This is a genomic window from Saccharibacillus sp. O23 (assembly GCF_002205895.1).
Classification (GTDB): Bacteria; Bacillota; Bacilli; order Paenibacillales; family Paenibacillaceae; genus Saccharibacillus.
Window position 1 is genome coordinate 25,619 of sequence record NZ_NJDE01000019.1, and the last position, 14,445, is coordinate 40,063.

General features: G+C 54.2%; 13 protein-coding genes. All 13 read left to right on the top strand.

Translation table 11 applies throughout. The features are described 5' to 3' along the window. Positions 1-60 precede the first annotated feature (60 nt). From fliM to CDO73_RS20360, 13 genes are read left to right on the top strand one after another with little or no spacing between them, the layout of a single operon-like run. Positions 61-1,059, top strand: coding sequence for a flagellar motor switch protein FliM (gene fliM, locus CDO73_RS20300; RefSeq protein ID WP_088490352.1), 999 nt, complete (start codon positions 61-63; stop codon positions 1,057-1,059). Beyond that, positions 1,049-2,386: a flagellar motor switch phosphatase FliY gene (gene fliY, locus CDO73_RS20305; protein ID WP_088490353.1), complete on the top strand. Its 1,338-nt coding sequence runs from the start codon at positions 1,049-1,051 to the stop codon at positions 2,384-2,386. The genes fliM and fliY overlap by 11 nt, the downstream gene beginning before the upstream one ends. Before the next feature lie 28 nt (positions 2,387-2,414). Next, positions 2,415-2,780, top strand: a complete 366-nt coding sequence (locus CDO73_RS20310; protein WP_087800886.1) for a response regulator — start codon at positions 2,415-2,417, stop codon at positions 2,778-2,780. Between the two features lie 15 nt (positions 2,781-2,795). After that, a complete protein-coding gene (locus CDO73_RS20315) occupies positions 2,796-3,341 on the top strand; it encodes a flagellar biosynthetic protein FliO (RefSeq protein ID WP_088490354.1) in 546 nt (181 codons plus the stop codon). Next, positions 3,338-4,117 (top strand): flagellar type III secretion system pore protein FliP, encoded by a 780-nt coding sequence (gene fliP, locus CDO73_RS20320; protein WP_088490355.1) that lies wholly within the window; start codon positions 3,338-3,340, stop codon positions 4,115-4,117. Before CDO73_RS20315 ends, fliP begins: the two co-directional genes overlap by 4 nt. 39 nt (positions 4,118-4,156) lie before the next feature. Next, the gene (gene fliQ, locus CDO73_RS20325; RefSeq protein ID WP_088490356.1) at positions 4,157-4,426 is read left to right on the top strand and encodes a flagellar biosynthesis protein FliQ; all 270 of its coding nucleotides are present in this window, start codon (positions 4,157-4,159) and stop codon (positions 4,424-4,426) included. A 12-nt stretch (positions 4,427-4,438) separates the two neighbouring features. Continuing rightward, entirely contained in the window at positions 4,439-5,227 is a 789-nt protein-coding gene (fliR, locus tag CDO73_RS20330; protein WP_088490357.1) for a flagellar biosynthetic protein FliR, read from the top strand. A gap of 29 nt (positions 5,228-5,256) precedes the next feature. After that, positions 5,257-6,345: a flagellar biosynthesis protein FlhB gene (gene flhB / locus CDO73_RS20335; RefSeq protein WP_179218773.1), complete on the top strand. Its 1,089-nt coding sequence runs from the start codon at positions 5,257-5,259 to the stop codon at positions 6,343-6,345. 28 nt (positions 6,346-6,373) lie between these two features. Next, a complete protein-coding gene (flhA, locus tag CDO73_RS20340) occupies positions 6,374-8,407 on the top strand; it encodes a flagellar biosynthesis protein FlhA (RefSeq protein ID WP_088490358.1) in 2,034 nt (677 codons plus the stop codon). Then, a complete protein-coding gene (gene flhF / locus CDO73_RS20345) occupies positions 8,404-9,843 on the top strand; it encodes a flagellar biosynthesis GTPase FlhF (protein ID WP_088490359.1) in 1,440 nt (479 codons plus the stop codon). Before flhA ends, flhF begins: the two co-directional genes overlap by 4 nt. Continuing rightward, positions 9,840-10,736, top strand: coding sequence for a MinD/ParA family protein (locus CDO73_RS20350; RefSeq protein WP_088490360.1), 897 nt, complete (start codon positions 9,840-9,842; stop codon positions 10,734-10,736). Before flhF ends, CDO73_RS20350 begins: the two co-directional genes overlap by 4 nt. Before the next feature lie 34 nt (positions 10,737-10,770). After that, positions 10,771-12,282 carry a chemotaxis protein CheB gene (locus CDO73_RS20355; RefSeq protein WP_088490361.1) on the top strand — a complete coding sequence of 504 codons (1,512 nt, stop codon included), beginning with the start codon at positions 10,771-10,773 and terminating at the stop codon, positions 12,280-12,282. A 29-nt stretch (positions 12,283-12,311) separates the two neighbouring features. Beyond that, entirely contained in the window at positions 12,312-14,411 is a 2,100-nt protein-coding gene (locus CDO73_RS20360; protein WP_088490362.1) for a chemotaxis protein CheA, read from the top strand. Positions 14,412-14,445: the final 34 nt, after the last annotated feature.

Below are 14,445 nucleotides of genomic sequence, written 5' to 3' on the forward strand. Positions count from 1 at the left end.
GCATGAGTTACAAGCCGTACCGTCAGGGACGGCTGTATCTATTGGGAGGGGGTGAAAGGTTTGGTTGATGTATTATCCCAGAACGAGATCGATGCCCTGCTAGCTGCGCTTTCTTCAGGAGAAATGGATGCCGAAGAACTGAAAAAAGAAGAGACGCAGCGTAAAATTCGTTCTTACGATTTCAAGCGCGCCGTGCGTTTCTCGAAAGACCATATTCGAAGCTTGACTCGAATTCATGAAAACTTTGCGCGGAACTTGACGACCTACTTCTCCGCCCAACTCCGTACCTTCGTTCAGATCAACGTCGTTCAGGTCGAACAACTGCCTTACGACGAATTCATTCGCTCCATTCCGAAAATGACCGTTCTGAACATTTTCGAAGCGGAGCCGCTCGAAGGCCGAATGGTGCTCGAAGTGCACCCCAACATCGCGTTCGCGATGGTGGACCGCATGTTGGGCGGCAGCGGAACGGCGCCGGTTAAGCCCGGAGCGCTCACCGAGATCGAATTGATGATCATGGAACGGATCTTCAGCAGGGCATTGGAGAATCTGCAAGAAGCATGGAAAACAGTGTATGACCTTTCGCCGCGAATGGAAGCTTTGGAGACGAATCCGCAGTTCATGCAGATCGTATCGCCGAACGAAACGATCGCGCTGATCTCGCTCAGCACCAAGATCGGCGATACGAGCGGCATGATCAACTTATGTATCCCTCACGTCGTGATCGAGCCGATCATGTCGAAATTGTCGGTGCATCATTGGTTCGTTTCGCAGAAAAAAGCGCGTGCTCCCGAAGAACTCGAAGCGCTGCGTCAACGCGTGACCCGTGCCGAGCTTCCGGTTATCGCCGAGCTCGGCCAATCCCAGCTGACGATCCGCGAATTTCTCAGTTTAGCTCCTGGAGACGTCATTACGCTGAATAAAGCCGCCGAAGAAGGACTGGCGATCCGGGTAGGAGACAACCTGAAATTCATCGGAAGTCCGGGCATGATCAAAGACCGGATCGCCGTGCAAATCGACGAGATCGTCAACGAAGGAGTTGAGGAGTTTGACCAGTAAAGATTATTTGTCGCAGGAAGAAATCGACGCTTTGCTCAAGCAGTCGGAACCTGACGATGCCGGCTCCGACGCGGGCAGCGCCAAGACTGTCGATGACTTCTTGAGTTCGCTCGAACAAGACGCTTTAGGCGAAATCGGGAACATTACGTTCGGCAGCGCCGCGACCGCATTGTCTACGCTGCTCGGCCGCAAAGTCGATATTACGACGCCGAAAGTTTCGATTATCACAAGAAGCCAATTCGAATCCGAATTCCCTAAACCGCATGTCGCCGTACACGTCAATTACGTGGACGGATTCCAAGGCATCAACTCTCTCGTGATCAAAAAAAGAGACGCTCAGATCATCGCCGACCTTATGCTCGGCGGAGAAGGGAATCCGCAGGATGAGGAACTGAACGAAATCCATATCAGCGCTGTACAAGAAGCAATGAATCAAATGATGGGCTCTTCGGCAACGTCGATGTCCACCATTTTTAACCGGTTTGTCAACATATCGCCTCCTGCTATCGATATTCTCGATGTCGCCAGCGGAGACGGGGTCAGCAATCTTCCGATGGAAGAAACCTTGATCAAAGTGTCGTTCCGTCTCTTGATCGGAGATTTGATCGATTCGACCATTATGCAGTTGATCACCATAGACTTTGCCAAAAGCATGGTCGAGATGCTGCTGGGAGGCGCGATGGAAGAAACGGCGCCGGAACCTCAGCCGACCGCAGCGCCGCAAGCTCAAGCTCCGGCGCAGCCGGAACCGCAAATGCAGCAGCCGCAAGCACCTGTTCAGAACACGCCGTATCCCGATCCGTACGCCGCTTCGGCCCAACAGCAGGGGATGCCTCCTTACGGGATGCCGCCGGCGCAGCAGCCTCCTTATCCGGGGTACGGAGCGCCGGGCGCGCAGCCCGATTACGGCATGCCTTACGGCGCATATCCGGGATACGGTCAGATGCCGATGCCGCAGCAGCAGCCTCCGCAGCCTAACCATTACGGCAGCGCGCCGGGACGCAACGTGAATGTTCAACCCGTGCAGTTCGGGAATCTTCAGAACGGCGGCTTCGGTCAAGGGGAAGAAAATAATTTAGGATTACTGATGGACATTCCCCTCAAAGTCACCGTAGAATTAGGAAGGACCCAAAAGCAGATCAAGGAGATTCTGGAGTTGTCCCAGGGCTCCATCGTCGAGCTGGATAAGCTGGCCGGCGAACCCGTCGATATCCTGGTTAACAATAAGCTGATCGCCAAAGGAGAAGTCGTCGTCATCGACGAAAACTTCGGCGTACGCGTAACCGATATCGTCAGTCAGTGGGACCGTATTCAAAACTTACAATAACGCAATCGACAGGGAGGATTTTTAATCAATGGCAAACCGTATTCTTATCGTGGACGACGCAGCTTTCATGCGCATGATGATCAGAGATATTCTGACGAAAAATGGCTTTGAAGTCGTAGGGGAAGCTCAAGACGGCTCGCAAGCCGTAGAAAAATTCAAGGAGCTTAAACCGGATCTCATCACGATGGATATCACGATGCCGGAAATGGACGGAATCGCCGCCCTGAAAGAAATCAAAAAGCTGGACGCCAGCGCCAAAGTCATTATGTGCTCCGCCATGGGTCAACAGGCGATGGTTATCGACGCGATCCAAGCGGGCGCCAAAGACTTCATCGTAAAACCGTTCCAATCCGACCGCGTTATCGAAGCGATCAACAAGACGCTCGGCGCGTAAGGCGGCACACCGCCTATGCTTTTATTAAACGAAGAGCAGCCGAACTTTACGGCGGATACCGGCGCGTATTCCTATCTCGTATGGGTAATCTTCGTCCTGATCGCGATTGTCGTCCTTATTGTTTTTTTGATCCGGTATCTGGGCAAAAAAAATCGGGGCTGGTTCGGCGGCCGCTCTGTCCGTACACTGGGCGGAGTCGGCCTCGGCCAAAATAAATCGCTACAGATCGTCGAGATCGGCCGCAGCGTTTATTTGATCGGCGTCGGCGAAAATATTACTCTGATCGACAAAATCTCTGAAGCCGAAGAGGTGGAGATGCTGATCGAAGCGCTGGAGCAACAAAGCACCGGCCCGAACATCGCTCTGCCCGATTGGGCGGAGAAACTTACATCCAGATTCCGAGGCCGCGCGAATACCGTTTCCGAAGACGCGGAAGAGCTCGATTCAGCTTCGTTCCAACAATTATTCGAAACGAGGTTGAAAGAAGCCACCGATCGGAGACGCAAAGTCGACGACCTGCTGGAAAAAGAGGAATCTGTCGAACGATCGAGGGAACCATGAAAAAAAAGCTGATCATTACGTTGATTTTGTCTATAGTCTTTATCTTCATCCATGTTTTGCCGTCCGCGCATGCGACCGGCACCGAAAATCCGATCCCGAATATCGATATTCAGGTAGGCGGAGATTCCAATTCGGACGGTGCGCCGGCAACCAGCACCTTGTCCGTTCTGCTGCTGATCACGGTCATCAGCATCGCGCCGGCCCTTCTGGTTTTGATGACCAGTTTCACACGCATCGTCATTGTGCTCAGTTTCGTCAGAACGTCGCTCGGTACGCAGCAAATGCCGCCGAATCAGGTGCTCGTGGGACTGGCACTTTTTTTGACGCTTTTTATCATGTCGCCGACGTTGTCGTCTATTAACGATACGGCCCTTCAGCCTTACGTAAAAGGCGAGCTGACGCAGATGGAGGCGCTGGACAAAGCCGCGATCCCGATGAAAGAATTCATGTTCAAGCATACGCGGGAGAAAGACCTGCTGCTGTTCATGGATTATACGGGCATGGAGAAGCCGAAAAGTTTCGAAGATATTCCGCTGACCGTTATGGTGCCGGCTTATGCCATCAGCGAGATGAAGACCGCTTTTCAGATGGGCTTCATGATTTATATTCCGTTTCTGGTCATCGATATTGTCGTTTCCAGCACGCTCATGGCAATGGGCATGATGATGCTTCCGCCGACCGTCATTTCGCTTCCGTTCAAGATCTTGTTGTTCGTGCTCGTGGATGGTTGGTATCTGGTCGTCAAATCGCTGCTTCTCAGCTTCAATTCCGGTTAAGATGCCGCAGAGGCCGGATCAAATCGGGAGGGGAACGCAATGGATTCAAATTTTATTATCGGTCTTGCCGGTCAAGCGGTGTACGTGGTGTTGAAAGCCAGCGCGCCTATGCTGATTCTCGGACTGGTCGTAGGCTTGATCGTCAGTATTTTTCAAGCGACGACCCAGATTCAGGAACAAACGCTCGCTTTCGTTCCGAAAATCGTCGCGGTCATGTTATCGATTCTGGTGTTCGGTCCATGGATTCTGAACACGCTTGTCGATTTCACGTATCGGATTCTAAACAACTTGTATTTATATATCGGGTAAGGTCGGTTTATGATGAATAACTTATTACAGACGTTTCCGGTATTTTTGCTGATTTTCTGTCGGGTGACTTCGTTTTTCGTCGTCGCTCCGCTGATCTCGTCGCGCAATATTCCGACGCGGTTCAAAGTGGGCGTCGCGACCATGGTGTCGATTCTGGTCTATCTGAGTTACGGAACGAATCAGACGGCCGCGTTCGACGGGAGTTACGTGCTGCTGATCGTACGCGAGATTTTGATGGGATTGCTGCTCGGCTACTGCGCGTATATCATCATCATTGCCGTTCAGATCGCCGGCGCGGTACTGGATATCCAGATCGGTTTCGGCATGGCAACGTTGTTCGATCCGACGACCGGCGCGGTTACCCCGCTGACGGGACAATTCAAATACATGATCGCCATGCTGCTTTTCTTGTCGATGAACGGTCATCATAGGCTGCTCGACGCGATCGTGTACAGTTACGACTGGGTGCCGATAGATAACGAGTTGTTTGTTCGGATCTATGACGGGAGTTTGATGGAATTTCTGCTGAAAGCATTCGCGATGTCGATGATGGTGGCGTTTCAGATGGCCGCTCCGATCGTGGTCGCGTTGTTCCTGACAGACGTCGGTCTGGGATTCTTGGCCAAAACGGCTCCGCAGTTCAATATCTTCGTTATCGGTATTCCGATCAAGATCATTGTAGGACTTTTGCTGCTACTGCTTCTGATGCCGAGTTTGACCTACATTTTCGATCAACTGTTTTCGCTTATGGCGCAAACGATGCAGGGAGTGTTGGGAACGGTCGGGAAGCGCCCTCAGTAAAAGCGGCTTACGGCAGGAGGAGAAAGAACGTGGAACTTCGTCTGAAACTTGACTTGCAGTTGTTCTCTGGCGAGAAGACGGAGAAAGCGACGCCCAAAAAGCGGGAAGAAAGCCGAAAGAAAGGTCAGGTCGCCAAAAGCCAGGAGCTGCCCGCCGCAGCCGTCTTGGTCGGGGCCATGGCGATGCTGATGATCTTCGGAAGCAATTACCGGACGGTCATCACCAAATTGTTTACCGACGTGTTCACGGAATGGATGACGATGGATATCACCATCGATAACGTCATGAACATGATGAGGCAGTATATGGTAGAGATTCTCAAACTGCTGGCTCCGATCTTCATTATCGCGATCATTATTCCGATTGTCGCGAGCTTCGGTCAATACGGTCTTCTTTTTGCAAGCGAAGGACTCAAACCCAAATTCAGCAAGCTGGATCCGATCAAAGGATTCAAAAATATATTCTCGATGCGTTCATTGGTAGAAATGTTGAAATCGCTGCTTAAAATGACCGTTATCGGTTTTCTGGTCTACAGCACGCTTCGAGGCGAGATCGCAGCTATTTCCAAACTGCATGCAATGTCGCTCGAAGATACCTTGAGTTTTGCCGCATCCGTCACGATTTCGCTCGGCATCAAGATCGGTGCCGCTCTGCTCGTGCTGGGAGCGCTGGATTATATGTATCAGAAGTACGAATTCGAAAAAGGCATACGGATGTCCAAGCAGGATATCAAAGACGAATACAAAAAAGCGGAAGGCGATCCGATGATCAAAGGCAAAATTCGCGAACGGCAGCGCCGCATGGCGATGCAGCGGATGATGCAGGACGTTCCGACCGCGGACGTCATCATCACCAACCCGACGCATTACGCGGTCGCGTTGAAATACGACGGCACTCAGATGCAAGCTCCCGAAATCGTCGCCAAAGGACAGGATTTCACGGCGCTGCGCATTCGGGAAATCGCCAAAGAAAACGGCGTCATGATTATGGAAAACAAGCCGCTGGCACGCGCTTTGTTCGCTCAGGCCGAGATCGGGGACACGGTTCCCGCGGATCTTTTCCAAGCGGTCGCGGAAGTGCTGGCCTATGTATATAAGCTTAAAGGCAAAGTAAAGTAAATTCATCAAGCCGGGAAGGAGAACAAGTATGAAGAAAACGGACATAGTGGTTCTTGCCGGGGTGCTCGGGATCGTCCTGATGATGATTCTCCCCATTCCTACCTGGCTGCTCGACGTTCTGATCGTCATTAATATTTCGGCCGCGATGCTGATCATGCTGCTCGCGATGAGCACCAAAGAAGCGCTGCAGTTTTCGATCTTCCCGGCGCTGCTGCTGATCACGACGTTGTTCCGGCTGTCTTTGAACATTTCGACGACCAAATTGATTCTCGGGAAAGCAGATGCAGGCTCCGTCGTTCGAACGTTCGGCGAATTCGTGGCCGGCGGGGAGATCGCGATCGGCTTCATCATCTTCCTGATCCTCGTCGCCGTTCAATTTATCGTTATCGTCAAAGGTTCCGAACGCGTAGCCGAAGTAGGAGCGCGCTTTACGCTCGACGCGATGCCCGGCAAACAGATGAGCATTGACGCCGATCTGAACGCAGGCCTGATCAATGAACAGCAGGCGCGCGAGAGACGTTCTAAAATCGAGCGCGAAGCGGACTTCTACGGCGCAATGGACGGTGCGAGCAAATTCGTCAAAGGCGACGCGATCGCCAGCATCATCCTGCTGATCATCAACTTGGTCGGCGGTTTCATTATCGGTATGACCATTCACGGCATGGACTTCGGAACCGCGCTGTCGACCTACTCGATCTTGACGATCGGGGACGGCTTGGTCAGCCAGATTCCGGCGCTGCTGATCTCCACGGCATCCGGTCTGATCGTGACCCGCGCCACTTCGGAAGGCAACTTGGCCGACGACGTGGTCGGACAGCTCTTTTCTTATCCGAAACTCCTGTATATCGTCGCTGCGGCTATCGCCTTATTGGGTCTCTTGACTCCGATCCATTGGTATTCCACGCTTCCGTTGGCCGGCCTGATCTTCTTTGCGGCCCGGCGCATGCAGTCCAATCTGGACCAGAAGCAGGTGGCGGAGGAACTTCAAGTCGAAGAAAAAGAGATCGAAGAAGTGCGCAGTCCCGAGAGCGTGGTCAGCCTGCTTCAGATCGATCCGATCGAATTCGAATTCGGTTACGGGTTGATTCCGCTGGCCGATATGCAGCAGGGCGGAGACCTGCTTGACCGGATCATCATGATTCGCAGACAATGCGCGCTGGAACTGGGCCTTGTGGTCCCGGTTATTCGGATTCGCGACAATATCCAGCTTAGACCGAACGAATACATCATCAAGATCAAAGGGAATATCGTCGGGCGCGGAGAACTCCTATTAAACCATTACCTGGCGATGAGTCCGGGCTTCGACGACGAAAGCATCACCGGCATCGAAACGATGGAACCGGCTTTCGGGCTTCCGGCGCTCTGGATCGACGAAGCGACCAAAGAACGCGCGGAATTGTCCGGATATACGGTGGTCGATCCTCCTTCCGTCGTCGCGACGCATCTGACGGAACTCGTCAAACGCCATGCGCACGAGCTGCTGGGACGCCAAGAAACAAGAGCTCTGATCGACAATCTCAAAGAAAGTTATCCGGTGCTCGTCGACGAATTGATTCCTTCCATATTAGCTGTCGGCGATATTCAGAAGGTGCTCGCGAAGCTGCTTAAAGAGAAAATTTCGATTCGCGACATGGTGACCATATTCGAGACGCTTGCCGATTACGGGACTTACACCAAAGACCCCGACATTTTGACGGAATACGTGCGCCAAGCGCTGTCTCGTCAGATCACGCAGCAGTTTACGCAGCAGGGCGAGACGATGAGGGTGATCACGGTAGGACCTAATCTGGAGAAGAAGATCGCGGAAAGCGTTCAGCAGACCGAGCAGGGCAGCTATCTGGCCTTAGACCCCGTTTCGACGCAAACCGTCTATCAGAAACTTACGGAACAGGTGAACCGCGCGATCCAGTCCGGTCAACAGCCGATCCTGCTGGCCTCGCCGACGATCCGGATGTACATGCGCCAGATCATCGAACGCACGATGCAGGATATTCCGGTTCTTTCTTACAGCGAGCTTGAACCGAGCGTAGAAATTCAAAGTGTCGGAGTGGTGAACTTATGATCGTAAAGCGTTACGTGGTCGAAACCATGATCGAGGCGATGCAGAAAATCAGAACCGATCTCGGGTCGGACGCCGTCATTCTGAGCACGAAAGAGACGAAGGTAGGCGGAGTATTCGGATTGTTCGGCAAAAAGAAACTGGAAGTCGTAGCGGCTCTGGAAAACGATAAAGCCGAATCTCAAGAACCCAAAGTCAAAGCGGCAGCCAATTCCGAAACCGTGAATATCCCCGCAGCCATTCCGCGAAGCGCGGGAGCCGGGGCTTACCGCAAAGCGAGCGCGGCGGCGGCTCCTCAACAAACGCCTTCGCCGGCGCAGCAGATCGAACCGTCCGGAAAAGGGAATCGCGAAGCGGAACATAGGTCTAATGTCGCGGTTCCTGCTCTTCAAAAGAGCCATGAAGGCCTTAATATAAAACCTGAGGCCCAATATACCGATAATTCCTCTAACGGGAGCGTTCCGGCGCCTCGCCTAGCCGTCACGCCCGAACCGAACTTGGCGATGCAAGCCGAGCAGCAGCGACGCTTGGAACAAAGCATTCGCGAATATCAAGGGGAACGGGACCAGACGAAAGAGGACCGCTTGTACGAAGAACTTCATCAAATGCGGCTGATGATCGATAAGTTATCGAGAAACCGGGCCGAGGAACTGCCTTTGCCCGAGAATCTGGAACGCATGCTTGATCGTTTACGACAACAGCATGTAGACGAAGCTCTGATCGAAGAGTGGTTGAAAGCGCTGAGAAAAGAGGAAGCGGCAGCCTATCCGGAAACGTCCGCCGACGAGTTGAAGCAGCAGATCCGCAGCTATGCGGCGGCTCGGGAAGGCGGAGGCATATCGCCGCAGACGCGTATCGTGTATATCGCCGGTCCGACGGGGGTCGGCAAGACGACGACGATCGCCAAGCTGGCGGCCGAGCAGATGTTCAAGCATAAGCGGAAGGTCGGATTCATCACTTCCGACACGTACCGGATCTCCGCCATCGAACAGCTGCGAACGTACGCCTCCATTCTCAACGTTCCGCTCGAAGTCGTGCAGTCGCCGGGAGATCTTCAGAGGGCTTTTCAGAAGCTGGAAAGCTGCGATCTGATCCTGATGGATACCGCAGGGCGCAATTATCGCAACGAGCTTCTGGTGTCCGAATTGCAGGCGCTGATCGCCCCCGTGGAACACAGCGAGACGTATCTTGTGCTCAGCCTGACTTCCAAATACATGGACATGGCCGAGATCACGGATAACTTCAGCCAGTACAGGCTGGACAAAGTCATTTTTACCAAAGCGGACGAGACCGGAAGCTTTGGCAGCATTTTCAGCTTGCTTCACCGTTATCCGCTTAAGTATTCTTACATCACGAACGGACAAAACGTGCCGGATGATCTGCTGCTTCCCGGCGGAGACCTGCTCGTGGACGTCCTGCTGGGAGAACAAACCATATGAGTGATCAGGCCGCGGCGCTCAGGGAGCTGATTTCCACGCTAAGAACCGATCCTTCGAAGCAGACGGATTCTTCCGAACCGCCGGGTAAAACGGCGCATGTCATTGCCGTAACCAGCGGAAAAGGGGGCGTCGGGAAATCGAACTTTACCCTAAACTTCGCTCTCGAGCTGCAGAAATTAGGGAAAAAGGTGCTTGTGTTCGATGCGGATATCGGGATGGCCAATATCGACGTATTGATGGGCGTTCGTTCGCAGTACAATTTGTTTCATCTGCTCAAACGGGAAAAAAGCATGAGCGAAATCATTCAATCCGGCCCGAACTCGCTTCCTTATATTGCAGGCGGTTCGGGCATGACAGAACTGTTCTCGTTGTCGGAAGAAGATCTGCTCTACTTCACGAGGCAGATCGAAGACATCGCTCATGACATGGATTACATTCTGTTTGATACCGGTGCGGGACTGTCCAAAGAGACAATCCGCTTCATTACCGCTTCCGATGAATGCATCGTCGTCACGACGCCGGAACCGACCGCGATCACCGACGCTTACGCGTTGGTCAAGGTGGTCCATGATCTGGAACATGCCGCGCTGTTCCGGTTAGTCGTCAATCGGGCTTCGGACCGACGAGAGGCTCAACAGACCGCCGACAAAATCCGGTTGGTCGCAGAGAAGTTCCTGCATCTCGATATTCCGATTCTCGGTCATGTCAGCGACGACCCGCATGTCAGTCAGGCGGTTAAGAAACAAACCCCGTTCTCTATCCGGTTTCCGAACAGTCAGGCTTCGAAAGACATCCAAGAGCTGGCACTTCGTTACGCGCAATATTCGTCGCAGGTTCGAGCCGATTCGCCGAAAGGGATCAAAGGCTTTGTACGCAGATTATTAAAACGGTGAAAACTGATTCTGGAGCAGGACAGGAGTTGAGGTTATGACGCCATATCGCGTGTTAGTAGTCGACGATTCGGCCTTCATGCGAAAGATCGTATCCGATCTAATCGAACGGGACGTTTCGTTCTCCGTCGTCGATACGGCCCGAAACGGGCGGGAAGCCGTCGAGAAAATCAGAAAAATCAAACCCGATATCGTCACGATGGACGTAGAAATGCCGGAGATGAACGGACTGGAGTCGCTGCAGCATATCATGCGCGAATATCCGCTTCCGGTTATCATGCTCTCCGGGATCAACGAAGAAGGAATGAGAGAAACGATTATGGCGCTGGAAGCCGGCGCTTTCGATTTTATTCGTAAACCTTCCGTGTCTAATTCCCAAGATATCGAGGCGGTCGGGGAAGCGCTGCTGCGCCAACTGCATGCCGCCGTTCATGATTCCGCTTGGCGCAAAGAGAAGCCGGCAACGACGAAGGCGCCGATCGTGTTAGCTCCCGAACCGGCCGAGCCGGAACTGCGCGAGGCGACGGCGGAACCGCCGTCCGTCGATCCTCGCCGGCCGGAAGATCGCACGTCGGATCTTCCGCGTCCGAAGATCGAGCCTTCGGCGCCGGAGCTGCGTCCACGCAAAGACGGCAATTCCGGATTTACGCCGGCGCCGCGCACTGCGGCTCCGACGCCGACGCCGAAGAAGAATCCTCTGGCGCCGCCGCCGAGCGCCGCGCCTTCGAAACCGGCCCGTCCGCCGGCCGTCCAGCCCGAGCGTCCGGCCGCAGCGCGTTCGACCGCTCCCGCGGACAAACCGGGAGCGCGAATCGAGCCTGCCGCGGCTCCGGCCAAAAAGCCGGCCTCGACCGCTCCGGCGCAAGATTCGTTCAAGAGTCCCGCGCAGGAACGAAAAACGCCCGATCGTCAAGCGGATCGTCCGGTGTCGCCTCCTGCGGCTCCGCTTTCCCGGGCCGGAGGCGGAACGATCGATCAGATCGTCGCCGTCGGCTGCTCGACCGGCGGGCCGAGAGCGCTCAAAGAGCTGCTGGAGAATATTCCGGCTTCGTTCCCGGCGCCGATCGTCATCGTTCAGCACATGCCGCCGAAGTTCACTCATTCGCTGGCTCAACGTTTGAATACGCTGAGTCCGCTCGAAGTGGTCGAGGCGCAGCAGGGAATGCCGCTTCGCAAAGGCACGGCTTATATCGCGCCGGGAGGACAGCATCTGCTCGTCAAACGTTCGGGCAGCGGCCAATACGCCATCGAGCTGTCGGACGCGCCGCCGCAAAACGGCCATAAGCCTTCCGTCGGCGCGATGTTCGATTCCGTGCTTCAGTTGAACGAAGTTCGCCGACATGCGGTCATCATGACGGGAATGGGCAGCGACGGAGCCAAAGAAATGAAGAAATTGTACGACTCGGGAATTTCCACCACGATTGCAGAAAGCGAAGAGACCTGCGTAGTTTACGGCATGCCGCGCGCGGCCGCCGAATTAAACTGTGTTATGCACCTGCTTCCTCTGCCGCAAATCGCAACAAAGTTAAACCAGGTCGTCAAATCTTAACTGCACTTTAATGGAGGAGGTGTCTCGCAATGGACATGAACCAATATCTATCCATGTTTATTGATGAGTCGAATGATCATCTACAGTCGCTGAACGAAAAAATGCTGGAGCTCGAAGCCAGCCCCGAAGACATCAGCATCGTACAAGTCATTTTCCGCTCGGCGCATACGCTGAAAGGGATGGCCGCGACGATGGGATTTGAAGATCTGGCGGCGTTGACCCATCAGATGGAAAACGTGCTCGATTTGGTTCGCAACGACAAGCTGAAGATGCAGAACTTTATCTTCGATACGTTGTTCAAGAGTCTCGATGCGCTGGAAGCCATGGTTCAAGACATTACGCAGGGCGGAGAAGGCAAAGCCGACGTTTCGACGATCGTGGCTTCGCTGCAAGCGATCGTTCGCGGCGAAACGCCGGGAGCGGCCGCGGAAACTCCGTCGGGAAGCGCTCCGAACGCAGAAGCGCAGCCGTCCGGCCCGGCGATCTCCAAAGAGCAAGTTCAATTGGACGAATTCCAACATTCGATCCTCGAACAGTCGCTCGCGGCAGGACATCGGGTGCTCTTTATCGAAGTTTCCATTCGCGAGGATTGCCAACTCAAAGCGGCACGTGCTTATATGGTGTTCGATCTGCTCGAAAGAAGCGGCGAAGTCGTCAAATCGTACCCGACGGTACAAGAGATCGAACAAGAAAAATTCGATCGGAGCTTCTCTTTGTACTTCATTACGGAGAAAAATCCGGACGAACTGCGCACCATGATTCTGAACCTCTCCGAGATCGAAGACGCGAAGCTGGTTTCCATCGATTCCGATACGCTGGCTCAACTCGGAGAAGCGATCAAAGCGCAAGAAGAAGCGGGCGCCGTCGAAGCGCCTGCGGCGGTCGCCGAAGCCGTTCCCGCCGAACCGGCGGCGGCGGAAGAGAAGGCTGTGCAAGGGGACAAACAGCCGGCGGCGACCAAAAAAGTGGTAGCTGCGCCTTCCCGTACGATTCGCGTCGATATCGAACGTCTCGACGTGCTGATGAACCTGTTCAGCGAACTGCTGATCGACCGCGTGCGTCTGGAGCAGTTGGCGACGGAGATCAAGAGCCAGGAATTGACGGAATCGGTCGAGCATATGGGCCGAGTCAGCAGCGACCTGCAGAACATCGTCATGAAGCTGCGGATGGTCGCGATCGATACGGTGTTCAACCGCTTCCCTCGGATGGTACGCGACTTGGCGAAATCGCTGGGCAAGAAGCTCGATCTGGTCATTACGGGCGCCGAGACCGAACTGGACCGCACCGTCATCGACGAGATCGGCGATCCGCTCGTCCACCTGCTTCGCAACTCGGTCGACCACGGCATCGAATCGATCGCCGAACGCGTCGCGGCCGGCAAGCCGGAGACGGGTACCGTCAACCTTCGCGCATTCCACAGCGGCAACCACGTCTTCATCGAAATTCAAGACGACGGCAAAGGCATCGATCGTTCGAAAGTGCTCGCTTCCGCCATCAAAAAAGGCGTCGTGACCGAAGACGAATCGCGTTCGATGACCGACGAACAGGTCTATCAACTGCTGTTCGCGCCGGGCTTCAGCACCGCGGAGAAAATTTCCGATATTTCCGGGCGCGGGGTCGGTCTGGACGTCGTCAAGTCCAAGATCGCTTCGCTCGGCGGCCATGTCGCGGTCACTTCGACATTGGGCGAAGGAACGCTGTTCTCCGTACAGCTGCCGTTGACGTTGTCGATCATTTCCGCAATGATGATTCGTCTGGGGTCCGAGAAATACGCGATTCCGCTGTCTTCGATCGTAGAGACGGGCATCATTCGCAAAAATCAAGTCCGCAACGTGCACGGAAGCAAGTTGATTCCTTACCGCGATGCGCATATTCCGCTGATGTCGCTCAGCCGTTTCTTCGATGCTCCGGACTTTAACGAGGACGACGAAGACGAAACGGAAATCGTCGTCATTCGCAAAGGAGATCGCATGGCGGCGCTGGCCATCGATTCGTTCATCGGACAGAACGAAATCGTCATCAAGAACTTGGGCAAATACCTGCCGCAAGTTCAAGGAATTTCCGGCGCGACGATTCTCGGCGACGGCCAAGTGGCTCTGATTCTCGATCCGAACGCGCTTATCAAATGATCGGGGCACGATGCCTTGACCGCGTTCGATCACG

Coding starts and splice junctions, on each gene's coding strand:
- CDO73_RS20360 (WP_088490362.1), top strand. CDS start 12,312: ATGGACATGAACCAATATCTATCCATGTTTATTGATGAGTCGAATGAT.
- flhA (WP_088490358.1), top strand. CDS start 6,374: ATGAAGAAAACGGACATAGTGGTTCTTGCCGGGGTGCTCGGGATCGTC.
- CDO73_RS20315 (WP_088490354.1), top strand. CDS start 2,796: ATGCTTTTATTAAACGAAGAGCAGCCGAACTTTACGGCGGATACCGGC.
- fliP (WP_088490355.1), top strand. CDS start 3,338: ATGAAAAAAAAGCTGATCATTACGTTGATTTTGTCTATAGTCTTTATC.
- CDO73_RS20350 (WP_088490360.1), top strand. CDS start 9,840: ATGAGTGATCAGGCCGCGGCGCTCAGGGAGCTGATTTCCACGCTAAGA.
- CDO73_RS20310 (WP_087800886.1), top strand. CDS start 2,415: ATGGCAAACCGTATTCTTATCGTGGACGACGCAGCTTTCATGCGCATG.
- fliQ (WP_088490356.1), top strand. CDS start 4,157: ATGGATTCAAATTTTATTATCGGTCTTGCCGGTCAAGCGGTGTACGTG.
- CDO73_RS20355 (WP_088490361.1), top strand. CDS start 10,771: ATGACGCCATATCGCGTGTTAGTAGTCGACGATTCGGCCTTCATGCGA.
- flhF (WP_088490359.1), top strand. CDS start 8,404: ATGATCGTAAAGCGTTACGTGGTCGAAACCATGATCGAGGCGATGCAG.
- fliR (WP_088490357.1), top strand. CDS start 4,439: ATGAATAACTTATTACAGACGTTTCCGGTATTTTTGCTGATTTTCTGT.